Genomic DNA, 16,545 nt, shown 5'->3' with positions numbered 1-16,545 from the left:
TTTCGCAGGCAAGTCTTTGCAGGCAAGTCTTTGCAGGCAAGTCTTTGCAGACATGGCCTTCGGGCAGAGAGTCCGGACGCGCCGGATGGCGCAGCCGGAAACCGGATTAGCCTATTCCGGCAGCGGAATGAACTCGTGTTCCTGCGGAACTGCGGCGAAGCGGCCGGTTTTCCAGTCCTGCTTGGCCTGCTCGATCCGCTCCTTGCTGGAGGAGACGAAATTCCACCAGATGTGGCGCGGGCCCTCCAATGCATCGCCGCCGAGAAACATCATCCGCGTCGCCTCGAGCGCCTTCACGGTGATGCGATCGCCGGGTCGGAAGATCAGGAGCCGCGGCCCCTCGTAACGTTCGTTCGCGATCTCGACCTCGCCGTCAACCAGGTAGATCGCGCGCTCCTCATGATCAGGGTCGAGCGGCACCGTCGCGCCCGCGACCGCCGTGACCTCGGTGTAGAACCAGGGCGAGACCATCGACACGGGCGAGGCGATGCCGAAGGACGAGCCCGCAATCACGCGTGCGGTAAAATCGCGCTCGGAGATCATAGGCAAGTCGCCCGCCGCATAATGCTGGAACGACGGCGCGATCTCTTCCGATCCGGCCGGCAGCGCGATCCAGCTTTGCAGTCCCAGCATCTTCTGGCCCGAGGCGCGCTGTGCATCCGGCGTGCGCTCGGAATGGGCGATGCCGCGCCCGGCCGTCATCAGGTTCATCGCGCCAGGCTGGATCTCCTGGACGTTGCCCTCACTGTCGCGATGCATGATCGCGCCGTCGAACAGATAGGTGACGGTGGCGAGCCCGATATGCGGATGCGGCCGCACGTCCATGCCCTTGCCGGAGACGAACTGCACCGGGCCGAAATGGTCGAAGAAGATGAAGGGCCCGACCATTTGCCGCTTGCCATGCGGCAGCGCGCGCCGCACCGCAAATCCGTCGCCGAGATCGCGCGTGCGAGGCACGATGACCAGATCGAGCGCATCGCAGGACATGGGATCGCCGAGCACGGGGTCGTTCGAGGGCTGCCAGCTCATGGGTGGACTCCGTTTTGACTTTGTTGAGCGGGAGCCTAGCAGGGTTTCGCATCGTCGTCGCGGCAAAGGTCGCTCCTCAAATTCCGCTGTCATGCCCCGGCTTGCCGTCTTCGCTGAAGCTTCGCCGGCCGAGCGCGTGTAGGCCCGGCGTAGCTTGGCGGAGCCGGGACGTCGCGCTCGCGGTGGCGCAGACCATCCGATCGTGGTCCGCCGATCTGGTCGAGCGTCGCCGTCGCGTGCGCGTCTTCATCGTGTGCGCCGCCGCGCTCTATGGCGGGCTGAATGCGCTGCTTCAGATCCTTGCTGCCGGCAGTGCAGGCGATGTCGCCAACACGATCAACGCCGGTGTGCTCGCCTGCATCGTTGCGGCCATTGCCTGTGCGATGATGCGCATCGACGGCGCCGATCTGTTTCCGGCGTCAACGTCCGCGCCGGCAATTTTTCCTCAACCCGCGAGGAGCGATGAATCCGCCGACCAGAAGCTCATCGACGCCCTGATGCGGCTGATGGCGGACGAGCGCGTCTATCGCCAGGAGAACATCACCATCGGCGTGCTTGCGACCCGGCTCAAGATTCCCGAATACCGGTTGCGCCGGCTGATCAACCAGCGGCTCGGCTATCGCAATTTCAATGTGTTTCTGAACAACCACCGGATCGAGGAAGCCAAGGCCGCGCTCGCCGATCCCGCCCAGGCCGAAGTCCCAATCATCACCATCGCCATGGATGCCGGCTTCCAGTCGCTGGGTCCATTCAACCGTGCCTTCAAGGCAGTCACCGGCGTGACACCGACGGAATACCGGCGGCTCAAGGTGAATGCGGCGTGACGCGCCCGCTTCGCCTCTCCCCGGGGAGGCCACCGCAGCTGCGGCGGCATTTCTCGTATTACTCTGAAATAACTGACTTATTCCAGAACCGGCCAGTCTCGTTCAGTTTTAGGCCAGCCCATTTTCCGAATCCGGCGAGCATCCACCGTCCGCCTTCCGCTTCCTCCCGCGATACGCCCCAGCCGGAGAAAGCCTGTGACCCGCCGCCGCAAGATCGTCCTCCTCGCCACCACCATTGCCGCAGCCGGCCTTGCGCTCGGCGCCGCCCGGGCCCGCGACTTGCCTGAGGTCGCGACCGGCTTCGTCGCTGACATTCTCTGCTCCGAGACGTTCGTCTCCGGCCTCGATCCCCAACGCAACTTCGCCGAGACCACCGATGCCATGCCCGGGACCAGCCTGATCAGCTGGGCGATGGACTACAGGGTCGATAGCGTCCGCAAGGACGTCACGGTGACGCTGTTCGGCCTCGGCCGCAGCCACGCCGTCTACCGCGAGGGACTCGGCTGCACGCTCGAACATGGCGCTGGCATGACTGCCGTCGAACCGCTGCCTGACGACGAACGGCCGGCGTTGCTACCCGAGATCGCCGGCCCCGCGATCGTGCCGCCGCAAAGCCCCTCACTCGCCGCCGCGCTCGACCGTGCCTTCACCGAACCCGCAGAGCCGCCCTACCGCCGCACCCGTGCCATCGTCGTGATGAAGGACGGCCGTATCATCGCCGAGCGCTACGCGGATGGCATCGGGCCGGAGACGCCGCTGCTCGGCTTCTCCATGACAAAGTCGGTGATATCGGCGCTGATCGGTGTGCTGGTGCGCCAGGGCAAGCTGAAGCTCGAGGGGCCTGCGCCGATCGCAGCCTGGAAGAACCCCGATGATCCGCGCCATGCCATCACCGTCGATCAGCTGCTGCGTCACACCGCGGGCCTTGCGCTCGGCAGTTCGTTGCAAGCCTCGCTCGGCTCGGCCTTCGAGCCCGTCAACCGGATGAAGTTCGTGGAGACCGACATGGTGGCCTATGCCGAGACCATTCCGGTCGAGACCGCACCGGGCGCGGCGTGGAATTACCACGATGGCAATATGCTCATCCTCTCGCATCTGATCCGTGCTGCGGCCGGCGGCAGTCCCGCAGATGCGCTTGCCTTTGCGCGCCGCGAATTGTTCGCCCCGCTCGGCATGCGTCGTGTCGTGCTCCAGCTCGACGGCGCCGGCACGATCGAGGGATCGAGCGAGATGCTGGCCTCCGCACGCGACTGGGCGCGCTTCGGCCAGCTCTATCTCAATGGCGGCGTCGCCGGCGGCAAGCGCATCTTGCCGGAAGGGTGGGTGAACTATTCGTCGAGGGCCACGCCGAATGCGTGGGTCGGCATCGGCGCCGGCTTCTGGACCAACCAGGGCGACAGCTTTGGCGCAAATTTTCGCGTGGAGCACGGCTGGCCGCGCGATGCCTTCTTCGCCAAGGGCACGATCGGGCAATACACCATCGTGATTCCGTCGGAGCAGCTGGTGATCGTGCGCATGGGGCGCTCGCCGAACTGGCCGCCGCAAGCCGACGGCGTGTTCGATCTCGTGCACGATGTGGTCGCGGCCACGCGCGAGAAGGGGAAGCTGGCGGGGGCGGATTGAGAAGAGCGGACCGCGCCGCTTCTTACCCTCCCCTGGAGGGACCCTGGAGGGGGAGGGTCGATCGCGCGCACCGCGAGCGGGGTGGGGTGACGGTCTCTCCGCGACGAACAGTGCCCGAGTGGAGAGATCACCCCACCCCGTCACGCAATCTCGCGTCGCTCGATCGCGTGCCGACCCACGGGCGAGCTACGCTCGTCCCGGACCCCTCCAGGGGAGGGTAAGATGCGGCTGCGGCTTAGCTTCTACCTCCCCAATTCCGTCGCCTTCGCCACGCGGTCGAACCGCTCCAGCGCCAGAATCGCATCGGCAAACTTCTCTGCGCGCGCGTTCAGCACCGGGCGAGCCAGCGTCAAAAACTTCTGCTGCATCGCCTGCGTATCCGGGAAGGACGTCGGCTCGCCGGACGGATCCGCATAGAGCCGCTCGTGCACGCCATCGTCGGTGGTGATGCTCACGCGCGCGCCGAACGGATGGGTGCGGCCGATCTCGAGCCGGTCGTCCTGCACCACGTCGAACTTGTCGGCGAGCGCGTCGATGGCTGCATCGCCGAGCCGGTTGTAATCGTCCCAGCCGAACGAGCCCTGGTCCAGCGCGAGCGCGCCGGTGAAGAACATCGAGAACTGGCCGCCGACGATCGAGCGCGGATGCCGCTTGGTCGCGGCATCGCCGGTCAGCGTGATGCCGTTGCGATGCAGGCCGATCTCGACACGCTTGACCTGATCGGGCGTCAGATTGTGCTCGCGCCGCAAGGCGATCAGCGCGTCGATCGCGGCATGGGTGTAGCGGCAGCTCGGATAGGGCTTTACGCCGATCTTCATCGTTTCATAGGTCTTGCCGAGATCGGCCACCGCCTTTTGCGGATGCGCGTCGTCGGTGTAGCCGGCGAGCAGGCCGTGCTTGCCCTCAACTGACTCGGTCGCGCCGACGAAATCGTTGCGTGCCAGGGTCGCTGCGATCACGCCGTTCATCGCGGCCGCGCCGACCTGGTAGCGCTTGTTCCAGGCGCCGTTGACCAAGAATTGCAGCGAGCCCGCGGCCTGGCTGCCGGAAACGCCGAACGCGGCGATCAGCTGCTTCTCGCTGAGGCCGAACAGCTTTCCTGCCGCGGCAGCGGCGCCATAAGTGCCGGCGGTCGCGGTCGGGTGGAAGCCGCGCGCGTAATGCGAGGTCGGGTCGAGCGCGTTGCCGAGCCGGCAGCAGACCTCATAGCCCACGACGATCGCCGTCAGCACGTCGCGGCCCGACGCCCCGACCATCTCGCCGACGGCGAAGGCGGCCGGCACCACGGGCGCGCTCGGATGCAGCGAGGAATCGGCGTGGGTGTCGTCGAAATCGAGGGAATGGCCGAGCGCGCCGTTGAGCAGGGCCGCGACCGCCGGCGTCCAGGTCTTGGTGTCGCCGAACACGGTGGACTCGCCTTTGGTGTCGAGCGCCAGCGCCTCCAGCATCTTCAGCATCGACGGGGTCGATTCGGCCTCGCGCCGAGCCCGTATCGCGCTGCCGAGGAAGTCCAGCGTCAGCACCTTGGCGCGCTCCAGCACCTCCGCCGGAATATCCTGGTATTTCAGGTTGAAGACGTACGCGGCGAGCGTTGCAGTTTCGTGGGCCATCGTGTTTCCTCGTTTGGCGCGCAAGTTAAGCGGGCTGATTTGGCCTTTCAAGCGGCCTTGCGGCCGCGGGCATCAGCCATGCTTTTGCTTGGCTTCAAAAGGATCGAGACTTCCGCCGATGGCATTCGCAAAAGCGCTGTTCGCTCGCATCCGGTCGCGGCGGACCCAGCTGGGATTGGCGATCCGGGTCACGGTGGCCGCGACAGCGGCCTATGCGATCGCGACCGCCCTGCATCTGTTGCTGCCGCTCTGGGCGGTGCTGACCTCGCTGATCGTGACCCAGATGAGCGTTGGCCGCTCGCTGAAGGCAACGCGCGACTACATGCTCGGCACCATCGGCGGCGCCGTCTATGGCGGTGCCATTGCGATCCTGATCCCCTATTCCAGCGAAGCCGGCCTTCTCGGCCTCCTCGTGCTGTCGGTCGCTCCGCTCGCCTTCATCGCTGCGATCAATCCGAGCCTCAGCGCGGCCACGGTCACCGCGGTGATCGTGCTCCTGGTGCCGACCATGCATCACTCCGATCCCATGACCTCGGCGATCGATCGGGTCAGCGAGGTCGCGGTCGGTGCCATCACGGGTCTGCTGGTCTCCTTCCTGGTGCTGCCCTCGCGCGCGGTGCGGCAGATCCGCGCCAGCGCGGCGACGCTGCTCGAATTGATCGCGGATGCTTTCACCGAGCTGCTCGCGGGTCTCACCCGTGGACGCGACAATGACGCGCTGCATAGGATCCAGGACGGCATCGGCACGGCCATGGTCAGCCTCAATGCGATCGGCTCCGAAGCCGAGCGCGAGCGCGCCGCGCGCCTGTCGAGCGGCCCGGACACCGGCCCGTTGCTGCGAACGATCCTGCGGCTGCGCCATGACGTCGTGATGATTGGCCGAGCGACTGTCGTGCCACTGCCGATCGAGGTGCAGACGCGCCTATCGGGCCCGCTCACGGAAGTCTCGACCGTGATCGCGCGCTTCCTGCGCTCGGCCGCTGCCGCCTTGCGCGAAGGCGCCGGCGCGCCGCCGATCCATCCCGTCCACCTCGCGCTCCAGCATTACGCCGAAGCGGTCGCCTCTGTCCGCCAGGACGGCCTGATCCGCGGCCAGCCCGGCGACACCGCCGAGCGCTTCTTCGCCCTCGGCTTCTCCCTGGAGCAGATGCACCAGAATCTGTGCGATCTCGATCGCGTCGTCGGCGAATGGTCGGAGGCGTCGCGCAACAAGTCCGCGCGGGTGGCGGAGTAAGCTAAAGCATGATCCGGAAAAGTGCGAAGCGGTTTTCCGGAAAGATCATGCGTAAACAACAAGCTAAAGCGCGATGACGATTCATCCAAATCTCATCGCGCTTTAACGGGCCGGCTCCACGATCCGTCCCATCATGCCGCGGACCACGAGCTTGTGGAAGGGCGTGATGAGGGCGAGGTAGGTGCGGCCGAGCAGATTGTGCGTGCGCACCAGCGTGGTCGAGGTCACCCGGCGGCTCGCGGCATCGCCCGTCACGTCGACGACGAGGCGGAAGTCGAGATGAGAATCGTTGAAGCCCGCGACGAGCCGCTCCGGCGTCTCGCTCACCACCGGAAAAAGGCCGATCAGGCCGTGCGGCGCCGGCGCGCCTTCGCCCGAGGTCTTCAGCCCGAACGGCGTCACCAGAATGTTGCGCAGGTGCACCAGACCGTCGACCCAGCGCGGCCCGTGCAGCACCATCCGGACGCAGGCCTGGCGGGCATCGACCGCCGCCGCGCCGATCTCGACGCGAAACGCGTCGATGAACTGCGCGCCGGGCAGCAATGCATTGGCATCGACCTCAGGCGTGACTTCGTGGACCGTCCCCTTCATTCCACCAATCTGCGCGTCAGCATTCGGAAGCGCAAGACCAGGAGCCCGGCATAGACGAATGTGCCGATCGAGAAGCCGATCCAGACGCCGATCGCGCCCAACCCTGCGTGGAACGCGAGCATCCAGCCTGTGGGAAAGGCGACGCCCCAATAGCCGATCGCCGCGAACAGCAGTGTCATCCTGGTGTCGTTGATGCCGCGCAGCGCGCCGCCCATGATGGTCTGCAGGCCGTCGGCGATGAAGAAGGTGGCGCCGACCAGGAGCAGCGTCCCCGTCAGTTCGACGGTGGCCGCGCTTTCGCTGGCGCCGCCGAAAAACAGCCGGCCGAGCTGATAGCGCCCGATCACGATGGCGATCGTCAGCGCGAAGACCAGCGCGACACCGAGAACGGCTGCGGCGAGCCCTGCGCGCTTCACCGCCGCCGGATCACGGCGGCCGAAGGCATGACCGACCCGCACCGTCGCAGCCATGCCGATGCCGAGTGGCACCATGAACAGCACGGCGGTGACCTGGAGCGCGATCTGGTGCGCGGCGAGCGCCGTGGTCGAGATCAGCCCCATCAGCAGCGCGGCCGAGGAGAACAGGCCGTATTCCAGCAGCAGGGAAAACGAGATCGGCGCGCCGACCGCAACCAGCTGACGCATCAGCGGCCAGTCGATCCGCCAGAGATGGGCGAGGGGATGATAGCCGGCGAAGGGTTTTCGCCATGCCGCGATGGCGAGCGCAGCGAGGAAGGTGCCGAGATTGACCAGCGTGGTCGCAAGTCCCGCGCCGAACAGGCCGAGCTCCGGCAGGCCGAACAGGCCGTGGATCAGGGCGTAGACCAGCGCGGCGTTGACCGGGATCGCCGCCACCGTGATCCAGAGCGGCGCCTGCGGCCGGTTCACCGCGCTCATCATGCTGCGCAGCGCGATGAAGCCCAGCGCCGGCGCGATTCCCCAGGCGAGGCCGTTCAGGTAGCGCTGCGCCAGCGCGGCGGATTGTGGCACTTGTCCGAGTGCGAGCAGGATCTGCTCGCCATAGAGCGGCGAGGCCATCATCGGCAGCGAGATCAAGAGCGCGGCCCAGAGGCCGACGCGCAGGGAGCGGCGGATGCGCCTGATATCGCCGGCGCCGAACGCCTGCGCGGCCAGCGGCGACACCGCGGACATCAGTCCGAGCCCGAAGGTGAAGCTGACGAAATAGACCGTATGCGCCAGCGCCGCCGCGGCCACTGCGCTCTCGCCGAGGTGGCCGATCATCGCGAGATCGGTCGTGATCATCGCGATCTGCCCGAGTTGCGTCAGCATCATCGGCACGGCGAGGCGCAGCGTCTGGACGAACTCTTCGGCGAGATGATTTGGCGGCACGCCGGCCTGCGGCTGCGAATGATGTTGCACGGTGTCGAGCATCGCCGGTCAATAGCACGGCCACACGTCGAAAACATGGCCCACGTGTCCCGGACGCGCGAAGCGCGAGCCGGGACCCAACAGGAGCCACCGCCCATGGAATCTACGATATTGTGCGCTTCGCGCCACCTTCTCCCACAGGGGGAGAATGAAGAAAGAGCCTTCAGCTCTTCCTTTCCGGCACGCGCTTGATCTTCGCGCCCAGTGCATTCAGCCGTTCCTCGATGCGCTCGTAGCCGCGCTCGATCTGGTCGGCGTTGTTGATGGTGGAGGTGCCCTCGGCGCAGACGGCGGCGAGCAGCATCGCCATGCCGGCGCGGATGTCGGGCGAGGTCATCGGCGCACCACGCAGGCGGCTGGGGCCGGCGATGATGGCGCGGTGCGGGTCGCAGAGCACGATGCGCGCGCCCATCGCGATCAGCTTGTCGACGAAGAACATCCGCGATTCGAACATCTTCTCAAACATCAGGATCACGCCCTCGCATTGCGTGGCGGTGACGATCGCGATCGACATCAGGTCGGCCGGGAAGGCCGGCCAGGGCTGGTCCTCCAGCTTGGGCACATGGCCGCCGAAATCGTCCTGGATCTTCAATGTCTGATTGGAGGGCACGATGAGGTCATCGCCCTCGATTCGGCAGACGATGCCGAGCCGCTCGAAACCCATGCGGATCGAGCGCAGATGCTCGACACCGGCGCGCGTGATGCGCAGCGGCGAGCGCGTCACCGCGGCAAGTCCGATCAGCGAGCCGACCTCGATGTGGTCGGGCTGGATCCTGTAGCTCGCTTCCCCCAGCGTCGCCGCGCCATGGATGGTCATGGTGTTGGTGCCGATGCCCTCGATTTTCGCGCCGAGCGCGACCAGGAAGTTGGCGAGGTCCTGCACATGCGGTTCGGAGGCGGCGTTGCGCAAGTAAGTGACGCCTTCGGCGGCGACCGCTGCAACGAGCGCGTTTTCGGTCGCGGTGACGCTCGGCTCGTCCAAAAACACGTCCGCGCCGGCGAGCTTTGGCGCGCGGAACTCGAGCCGGTCGGTCGCGGTGACCTTGGCCCCCAGCTGCTCCAGCGCCAGCACATGGGTGTCCAGACGGCGGCGGCCGATGACATCGCCGCCCGGTGGCGGCAGCATCACCTCGCCGCAGCGCGCGAGCAGGGGCCCCGCGAGCAGGATCGAGGCACGGATGCGCACGCACAGCTCGGGATCGAGATCGGCGGCGCGGATGCTCTTGGCATGGATGTGAAGCGTATTGCGGGCAGTCCATTCCGCCGATGCACCGACCGAGCGGATCAGCTCGACCAGTGTTTCGGTGTCGCGGATCCGCGGCACGTTCTCCAGCGTGACCGGATGCTCGGTGAGCAGGGCGGCGGCGATGATCGGAAGCGCCGAGTTCTTGTTGCCGGACGGCTCGATCGAGCCCGAGAGCCGGTGACCGCCCTCGACGATATATTGGATGGGCGCCAAATGGATTCTCGCTGTCCTGATGGAGTGGGGAGGGCTGTTTCGGGCGGAAACTACAGAGATTTGAGCGCGGGAGCAATTGTGCTGGGCGGTGGTTCGTAGCCGATCCGTGAGCCCAGGCGAAGCTGCTGATCCCTCATGGTGAGGAGCGCGGAACGCGCGTCGCGAACCATGCAGGCCCCTATTCGCCTGTGGCCATCCTTCGAGATGCCCGCTTTCGCGGGCTCCTCAGGATGAGGATGAAGCTTGTGGAAGCGGCCCTCAAAACAGCCCGACGATATTCCCGATCACATAGAGGGTCGCGATCAGGATCAGCGCGCCGATCAGGTGATCTGCATCCGTGGTTGGCTCCGATCAAGCCAACCCGGCCTCAAATATCGATCGTCGCGCTCAGCGAGTGTTCCTGGATGAAGTCGCGGCGCGGCTCCACCACGTCGCCCATCAGTTTGGTGAAGATGTCGTCGGCCTCGTCGACCTCCTTGACCTTCACCTGCAAGAGCGAGCGTGCCTCGGTGTCGAGCGTGGTCTCCCAGAGCTGCTCGGGGTTCATCTCGCCGAGGCCTTTGTAGCGCTGCAGCGTGATGCCTTTACGGCCAGCGTCGGTCACGGCTTCGAACAGATCGACCGGGCCGTGGACCACGTGCTCGTTGTCCTTGCGCCGCAGCTTGCCGGAGCGGGCGTAAACGTCCTGGAGCCTGGTCGTATATTCGTCGAGCTTGCGCGCCTCGGCCGAGCCGAGCAGCGCATCGTCGATCACAGCCGCTTCCTTGACGCCGCGCACGGTGCGCTCGAACACGAAACCCTGGCCCTCGACGAATTGTCCCACCCAGCCGCGCTCGACCTCCTCGGCCTGGTTGTCGAGCCGGCTCGCGATGTATTGCGCGGCCGCAGCGGCCTTCTCGGGATCGCCGTAGATGTCCTTGTTCAACACGCCGGTGATGGCGGCCTGCTCGACCACCTTGCGGTTATAGCGGCTGTGAAGGTTGCGCAGGATGCTGCGGACGACGCGGGCGTCGTCGACCAGCGCGCGCAAATCGCGCCCGGAACGGTCGCCGCCGGTGCCAGGGATGTACACGCAGTCATCGAGACCGGCGTCGATCAAATAGTCTTCCAGCGCTCGCTCGTCCTTCAGGTACTGCTCGGACTTGCCGCGTGAGACCTTATAGAGCGGCGGCTGGGCGATATAGAGATAGCCGCCGTCGATGATGTCGCGCATCTGCCGGTAGAAGAAGGTGAGCAGCAGCGTGCGGATGTGAGCGCCGTCGACGTCGGCGTCCGTCATCACGATGATCTTGTGATAGCGCAGCTTCTCGACCGAAAACTCGTCGCTGATGCCGGTGCCGAGCGCGGTGATCAGGGTGCCGATCTGCTCCGACGACAGCATCTTGTCGGGACGGACCCGTTCCACGTTGAGGATCTTGCCGCGCAGCGGCAGCACCGCCTGGAATTCGCGGTTGCGGCCCTGCTTGGCGCTGCCGCCTGCCGAGTCGCCCTCGACGATGAAGAGCTCGGATTTGGCTGGATCCTTCTCCTGGCAGTCGGCGAGCTTGCCGGGCAGCGAGGAGACTGAAAGCGGGCTCTTGCGCGTCAGCTCGCGCGCCTTTCGCGCAGCTTCGCGGGCAGCGGCGGCCTGGATCACCTTGCCGACGATCATCTTGGCCTCGGAGGGGTGCTCCTCGAACCAGGCCTGGAGCGCCTCGTTGAGGACGTTCTCGACCACGGGACGCACTTCCGAGGACACCAGCTTGTCCTTGGTCTGCGACGAGAATTTCGGATCGGGCACCTTCACCGACAAAACGGCGGTGAGGCCTTCGCGGCAGTCGTCGCCGGTCAGCGCGATCTTTTCCTTCTTGGCATTGGCCTCGGCATAGCCGTTGACCTGGCGCGTCAGCGCGCCGCGGAAACCGGCAAGATGGGTGCCGCCGTCACGCTGCGGGATGTTGTTGGTGAAGCACAGCACGTTCTCGTGGTAGCTGTCGTTCCACCACAAGGCGGCCTCGACGCCGATGCCGTTGGCTTCCGAACGCACCATGATCGGCGTGGGCACCAGCGCCTTCTTGTTGCGGTCGAGATATTTGACGAACTCCTCGACGCCGCCGGAATAGTACATCTCCTCGCGCTTCTCGACCGCGTGGCGCATGTCGGAGAGGGCGATGTGCACGCCGGAATTGAGGAAGGCGAGCTCGCGCAGGCGGTGCTCGAGGGTAGCGAAATCGTACTCGATGTTCTTGAAGGTCTCGGTCGAGGCGAGGAACGTCACCTCGGTGCCGCGCTTGCCCGGTGCCTCGCCGACCACCTTGAGCGGTGCGACGGCGTCGCCATGGGCGAACTCGATATAGTGCTCCTTGTTGTCGCGCCAGATGCGAAGCATCAGCTTGCTCGACAGCGCGTTGACGACGGAGACGCCGACGCCGTGCAGGCCGCCGGAGACCTTGTAGGAGTTCTGGTCGAACTTTCCGCCGGCGTGCAGCTGGGTCATGATGACCTCGGCCGCCGAGATGCCTTCGCCCTTGTGGATGTCGACGGGAATGCCGCGGCCGTCGTCGCGCACGGTGACGGAATTGTCGGCGTTGAGGATCACGTCGACGCGCGTGGCATGACCCGCGAGCGCCTCGTCGATCGCGTTGTCGACGACCTCGTAGACCATGTGGTGCAGGCCCGAGCCATCGTCGGTGTCGCCGATATACATGCCCGGACGCTTGCGGACGGCGTCGAGACCCTTGAGCACGCGGATCGATTCCGCGCCGTATTCGCTCGCGGTGGAGGGCTCGTTTTCGGCAGCATGCTGCCGAGCAGGTTCTGTCATGAGAGGCCTTCGAGATGTCGCCCGAATCAGCGGCGCAAAAGGCGCTGATTTGCGAGGTTATTTGTGCCATGAAAGACCGCTTGCGCCTAGCGCAAAGTATCTCCCGGCAACCCTTTGAGCAGATAGGGTTTTTGGGCCGGTTTTCAAGGCTTTTGGAGGGCGGTTTCCGGCACTGCAAAAAGCGCGATTCGAGGGCCCGTTGGGGCCTCGAAGGGGGCGTGGATTTTGCGGGGCTGAAGGCTGGTTCCGCGCCGCCGGGGTGAGAGATTTCACGCTGCGCGTCTCGCTGCCCGCGGATCGAGACGGGCTCAATACAGATGCAGCGGCGACCACGCATCGCCGTCGCGTCCGACCGTGAGCTCCCAGGTGTCGCCGGCCGCGATGACGAGGGTGTTCGTATGGGCGGGATGCCCGGGCACGTTCACTTCGTAGGGATATTTGCCGGCCGGCAGGTCCAGCGCGACGGCATTGGCGCCGCGGGCGCGGATGATTGTCCGCTCGTCGATGGTGAGCGCGGCCTCCGTCTCGCCGATATTGCTGAACACCACCTTGGCCTGGCCGGGTTCGGGCATGACGTTCGCCTTTGTCGCCGTATCCGAATTCTTCTGCACGAGCTCGATCGCGGTGCTGTTGTCCTTGCGATGGAGCTCCAGCAGCGCCGGTCCGAGCGGTGAGGCGAAGGCAAGCTCGACGTGATCGGCGGCGATCACCGCGCCGTCAGGCTTTTCCTGCCAGCCGAGCTTGCCGAGTTCGGCGCGGTAGAAGGCGAGCACGTCGCCGAGATCGAAGGGGACGGTCGCTTCCAGCCTGGTACGGAGCGGCGCTTCGATGCCGCTCACCACGGTGGTGTGGATTCCCCTGTAGCTGTAGCGGGTCGGCGCGGGCAGCTTGGTCGCGGGATCCGGCGTGAGCCCGGCCGAGAACAGCGGCGGCAGCTGCGACACCCAGGCTCCGGCGCTCGCCGCGAGCATGCAGATCGCGAGAAAGCAGAGGCCGCACGCAAACGCCAGCCATCGTGCCGGGGCTTGCGCCCCGGTCATTACCGTCCGCATCTTTCTCTCCAGGATATCGCGCGCGACGCCATCGCCGCCGCGCGCTCAAAAAGCTAGTCGCGGCCGCAAACGGGCGGGTTCAAGGCGGCGGTCTAGCTTCGGGCCGAGACTCGTCCGCTCTCGACGTCAAAGACTTCGCCCCCTGCGCCGATCTCGGTGAAGGCGGCAGGATCCGCGCCGGTCAGCCACACCTGCGCGCCGAGCTTCTTCAGCTCCTCGAACAGCGCCGCGCGGCGGTTCGGGTCGAGATGCGCAACCACCTCGTCGAGCAGCAGCAGCGGCACGATGCCGGTCATCTCGGCGACCAGCGTCGCATGCGCGAGCACGAGGCCGATCAGAAGCGCCTTCTGCTCGCCGGTCGAAGCGTCGCGCGCGGGCATGCTTTTCGGCGCGTAGACGACCTGCAGGTCGGTGAGATGCGGACCGTCGGTGGTGCGACCGGCGATCGCATCGCGCGGGCGGTTGTCGCGCAGGATCTGGCGGTAGCGGTCCTCGACCGACGTCGCGGTCTCCTGGAGCAGCGCGTTCTCCATCCAGCCGTCGAGCGCGATCTGCGCCGACGGGAACGCGGATTCTTGCGCGCGTGCGTTGAGCATGCCGGTGAGCCTTGCCGCGGTCTGGCCGCGCGTTGCTGCGACCGCGACGGCCAGCTCGGCGGTCTCGCGCTCGATCGCGTCGCACCAATGGTCGTCGTAATTGCGCGTCTCCAGCAGGCGGTTGCGCGAACGCAGCGAGCGCTCGAGTGCGTTGATCCGGCTGGAATGCTCGCTGTCGATGGCGAGCACCAGGCGGTCGAAGAAGCGCCGCCGCTCGGACGCAGCCCCCATGAACAGCCCGTCCATCGCCGGCGTCAGCCACACCATGCGGATGTGGTCGCCGAAGGCGCTGGCCGACCCCACCGGCTCGCGGTCGATGCGGCAGCGCCGGCTGACCGGGCCATCTGCGCGCGGCGCATCGATCCCGGTGCCGAGCGTGGCGAGGCCCAGCGCGCCCTCGACCTGCGCCGACACCGCCCAGGAGCCGTCGCCCTGGTTGTCGGCGACGTCCTCCAGCGTTGCGCGGCGCAGGCCGCGTCCCGGCGACAGGAACGAGATCGCCTCGATGCAATTGGTCTTGCCCGCCCCGTTCGGCCCGACCAGCGCCACCACGTCAGCCGCCGTCTCGAGCCCCGCCGCCCGATAATTGCGAAAGTGCGTCAACGTCAGGCGATGAATGCGGGAGGGGGTCATCTCAACTCGTCATTGCCGGGCTTGACCCGGCAATCCCTCGCCCGCGTCAGCGGGCAATTTCATCATATGGGTCTTGCCAGGTGGGATTGCTCTTCACAATCAGATCGATCTTCCACTCACGGGACCAGTGCTTCATGTTCTTTTCGCGCTGAAGGGCAGCGGCGATCGTGTCATGCGCCTCGAAATAGACCAAAGCCTTCACGCCGTAACGTTTGGTGAAGCCATCGGCCAGACCCTCGCGATGTTCATAGACGCGGCGGACCAAATTGTTCGTGACGCCTATGTAGAGTGTTCCACCGGGCTTGCTGGCGAGGATGTACACCCAGGTCGTTTTGTTCGATGGCTGGCCGGGTCAAGCCCGGCCATGACCCGGCTATGACAAGAGGAGAAAATAGCCTCACACCCGCATCGGCATCAGCACGTACAGTGCGCTCTTGTCGTCACGATCCTGCACCAGGGTTGGTGAGCCCGGATCGGCGAGGCGGAGGGTTGCGACGTCGCCTTCGATCTGGGCGGCGATGTCGAGCAAATAGCGGGAGTTGAAGCCGATATCGAGGGCGTCGGCGGCGTATTCGACCTCGAGCTCCTCGGTCGCGCTGCCCGAATCCGGGTTGGTCACCGACAGCACCAGCTTGCCGGCCGACAGCGACAGCTTCACCGCCCGCCCGCGCTCGCTGGAAATGGTGGAGACGCGGTCGACCGCGTTCTCGAAGTCCTTCTTGTCGACGACGAGCTCCTTGTCGTTGTTCTGCGGGATGACGCGGCCGTAGTCGGGGAAGGTGCCGTCGATCAGTTTCGAGGTCAGCACGACGTTGCCGATCGTAAAGCGGATCTTGGCCTGCGACAGCTCGATCGTCATCTCGGCCTCGGTGTCCTCGATCAGGCGCTGCACCTCGCCGACGGTCTTGCGCGGCACGATCACGCCGGGCATGCCCTCGGCGCCCCTGGGCTGCACCAGGTCGAGCTGGGCGAGGCGGTGGCCGTCGGTGGCGACGCCGCGCAGGGTGGCGGCCTTGGCCGTGCCGGCCGCGTGCAGATAGATGCCGTTGAGGTAGTAGCGCGTCTCCTCCGTCGAGATCGCGAACTGGGTGCGGTCGATCAGCCGCTTGACGTCCTTGGCCGCGAGCGAGAACGAGTGGGACATGTCGCCGGCGGCGAGATCCGGGAAATCATTCTCCGGCAGCGTCTGCAGCGTGAAACGCGAGCGGCCGGCGCGGATCGCGAGCACCGCCCGGTCGCCGTCGGCCTCCAGCACGATCTGCGAGCCGTCGGGCAGCTTGCGCACGATGTCGTAGAACATGTGCGCCGGCACGGTGGTGGAGCCCGCGGTCGCGGTTTCCGCCGGCAGCGTCTCCGTCACCTCGAGGTCGAGGTCGGTCGCCTTCAGCGACAATTTGGCGTTTTCGGCGCGGACCAGCACGTTGCCGAGGATCGGGATCGTGTTGCGGCGCTCGACCACGCGGTGGACATGGCCCAGCGACTTCAGGAGTTGCGCGCGTTCGACCGTAACCTTCATTGCACTACTCGCCCGATCCCCAAGGAAAACACTGCGTTGGAAGAAGCCCGGCAGCCGAAAAGCGCCACGGCACCGAAGACCCCGGAAGGCCGGGTCATCGAGCCGATATGACCAAAGCCGTCAGGGTCGCGCAAGGTGGCGCGGATGGCGGTGGGATTCAAGGCATTGGGGGCAGTTCCCCACGATT

The 16,545-nt window shown here is 66.0% G+C and carries 12 protein-coding genes and 1 pseudogene; 3 read left to right on the top strand and 10 right to left on the bottom strand.

Annotated features, from left to right (window positions below):
* Window positions 1-111 precede the first annotated feature (111 nt).
* Complete coding sequence (locus EAV90_RS01045; protein WP_129142329.1) at window positions 112-1,029, bottom strand: pirin family protein; 918 nt, start codon at window positions 1,027-1,029, stop codon at window positions 112-114.
* Between the two features lie 170 nt (window positions 1,030-1,199).
* Between EAV90_RS01045 and EAV90_RS01040 the strand changes: the two are divergent.
* Window positions 1,200-1,853: pseudogene (locus EAV90_RS01040) on the top strand (helix-turn-helix domain-containing protein); the annotation flags it as partial.
* Between the two features lie 195 nt (window positions 1,854-2,048).
* Complete coding sequence (locus tag EAV90_RS01035) at window positions 2,049-3,476, top strand: serine hydrolase domain-containing protein (protein WP_129142328.1); 1,428 nt, start codon at window positions 2,049-2,051, stop codon at window positions 3,474-3,476.
* Between the two features lie 242 nt (window positions 3,477-3,718).
* Here the strand turns inward: EAV90_RS01035 and EAV90_RS01030 are convergent, their stop codons facing one another.
* Window positions 3,719-5,086 carry an MmgE/PrpD family protein gene (locus EAV90_RS01030; RefSeq protein WP_129142327.1) on the bottom strand — a complete coding sequence of 456 codons (1,368 nt, stop codon included), beginning with the start codon at window positions 5,084-5,086 and terminating at the stop codon, window positions 3,719-3,721.
* A gap of 118 nt (window positions 5,087-5,204) precedes the next feature.
* On the opposite strand from EAV90_RS01030, the gene EAV90_RS01025 reads away from it, so the two are divergent.
* The gene (locus EAV90_RS01025) at window positions 5,205-6,320 is read left to right on the top strand and encodes an FUSC family protein (RefSeq protein ID WP_122400111.1); all 1,116 of its coding nucleotides are present in this window, start codon (window positions 5,205-5,207) and stop codon (window positions 6,318-6,320) included.
* 102 nt (window positions 6,321-6,422) lie between these two features.
* On the opposite strand, the gene EAV90_RS01020 is transcribed toward EAV90_RS01025, so the two are convergent.
* From EAV90_RS01020 to dnaN, 8 genes are all read right to left on the bottom strand, one after another.
* Window positions 6,423-6,911 carry a DUF2867 domain-containing protein gene (locus EAV90_RS01020; protein ID WP_122400110.1) on the bottom strand — a complete coding sequence of 163 codons (489 nt, stop codon included), beginning with the start codon at window positions 6,909-6,911 and terminating at the stop codon, window positions 6,423-6,425.
* A complete protein-coding gene (locus EAV90_RS01015; protein WP_129142326.1) occupies window positions 6,908-8,302 on the bottom strand; it encodes an MATE family efflux transporter in 1,395 nt (464 codons plus the stop codon). The genes EAV90_RS01020 and EAV90_RS01015 overlap by 4 nt, the downstream gene beginning before the upstream one ends.
* Before the next feature lie 160 nt (window positions 8,303-8,462).
* Complete coding sequence (murA, locus tag EAV90_RS01010; RefSeq protein WP_122400108.1) at window positions 8,463-9,758, bottom strand: UDP-N-acetylglucosamine 1-carboxyvinyltransferase; 1,296 nt, start codon at window positions 9,756-9,758, stop codon at window positions 8,463-8,465.
* Between the two features lie 367 nt (window positions 9,759-10,125).
* Window positions 10,126-12,561 (bottom strand): DNA topoisomerase (ATP-hydrolyzing) subunit B, encoded by a 2,436-nt coding sequence (gene gyrB, locus EAV90_RS01005; protein ID WP_122400107.1) that lies wholly within the window; start codon window positions 12,559-12,561, stop codon window positions 10,126-10,128.
* Window positions 12,562-12,869: 308 nt separating this feature from the next.
* Window positions 12,870-13,613 carry a hypothetical protein gene (locus tag EAV90_RS01000; protein ID WP_129142325.1) on the bottom strand — a complete coding sequence of 248 codons (744 nt, stop codon included), beginning with the start codon at window positions 13,611-13,613 and terminating at the stop codon, window positions 12,870-12,872.
* Window positions 13,614-13,705: 92 nt separating this feature from the next.
* Window positions 13,706-14,842, bottom strand: a complete 1,137-nt coding sequence (gene recF / locus EAV90_RS00995; RefSeq protein ID WP_129142324.1) for a DNA replication/repair protein RecF — start codon at window positions 14,840-14,842, stop codon at window positions 13,706-13,708.
* A gap of 46 nt (window positions 14,843-14,888) precedes the next feature.
* Window positions 14,889-15,164: a GIY-YIG nuclease family protein gene (locus EAV90_RS00990; RefSeq protein ID WP_129142323.1), complete on the bottom strand. Its 276-nt coding sequence runs from the start codon at window positions 15,162-15,164 to the stop codon at window positions 14,889-14,891.
* A gap of 75 nt (window positions 15,165-15,239) precedes the next feature.
* On the bottom strand, window positions 15,240-16,358 hold the full coding sequence (gene dnaN, locus EAV90_RS00985; RefSeq protein WP_122400103.1) for a DNA polymerase III subunit beta: 1,119 nt from the start codon (window positions 16,356-16,358) through the stop codon (window positions 15,240-15,242).
* Window positions 16,359-16,545 lie beyond the last annotated feature (187 nt).

This window comes from Bradyrhizobium vignae, assembly GCF_004114425.1.
In the GTDB taxonomy this organism is placed as follows: domain Bacteria; phylum Pseudomonadota; class Alphaproteobacteria; order Rhizobiales; family Xanthobacteraceae; genus Bradyrhizobium; species Bradyrhizobium vignae.
This window is presented reverse-complemented; position numbering and strand designations above follow the sequence as displayed.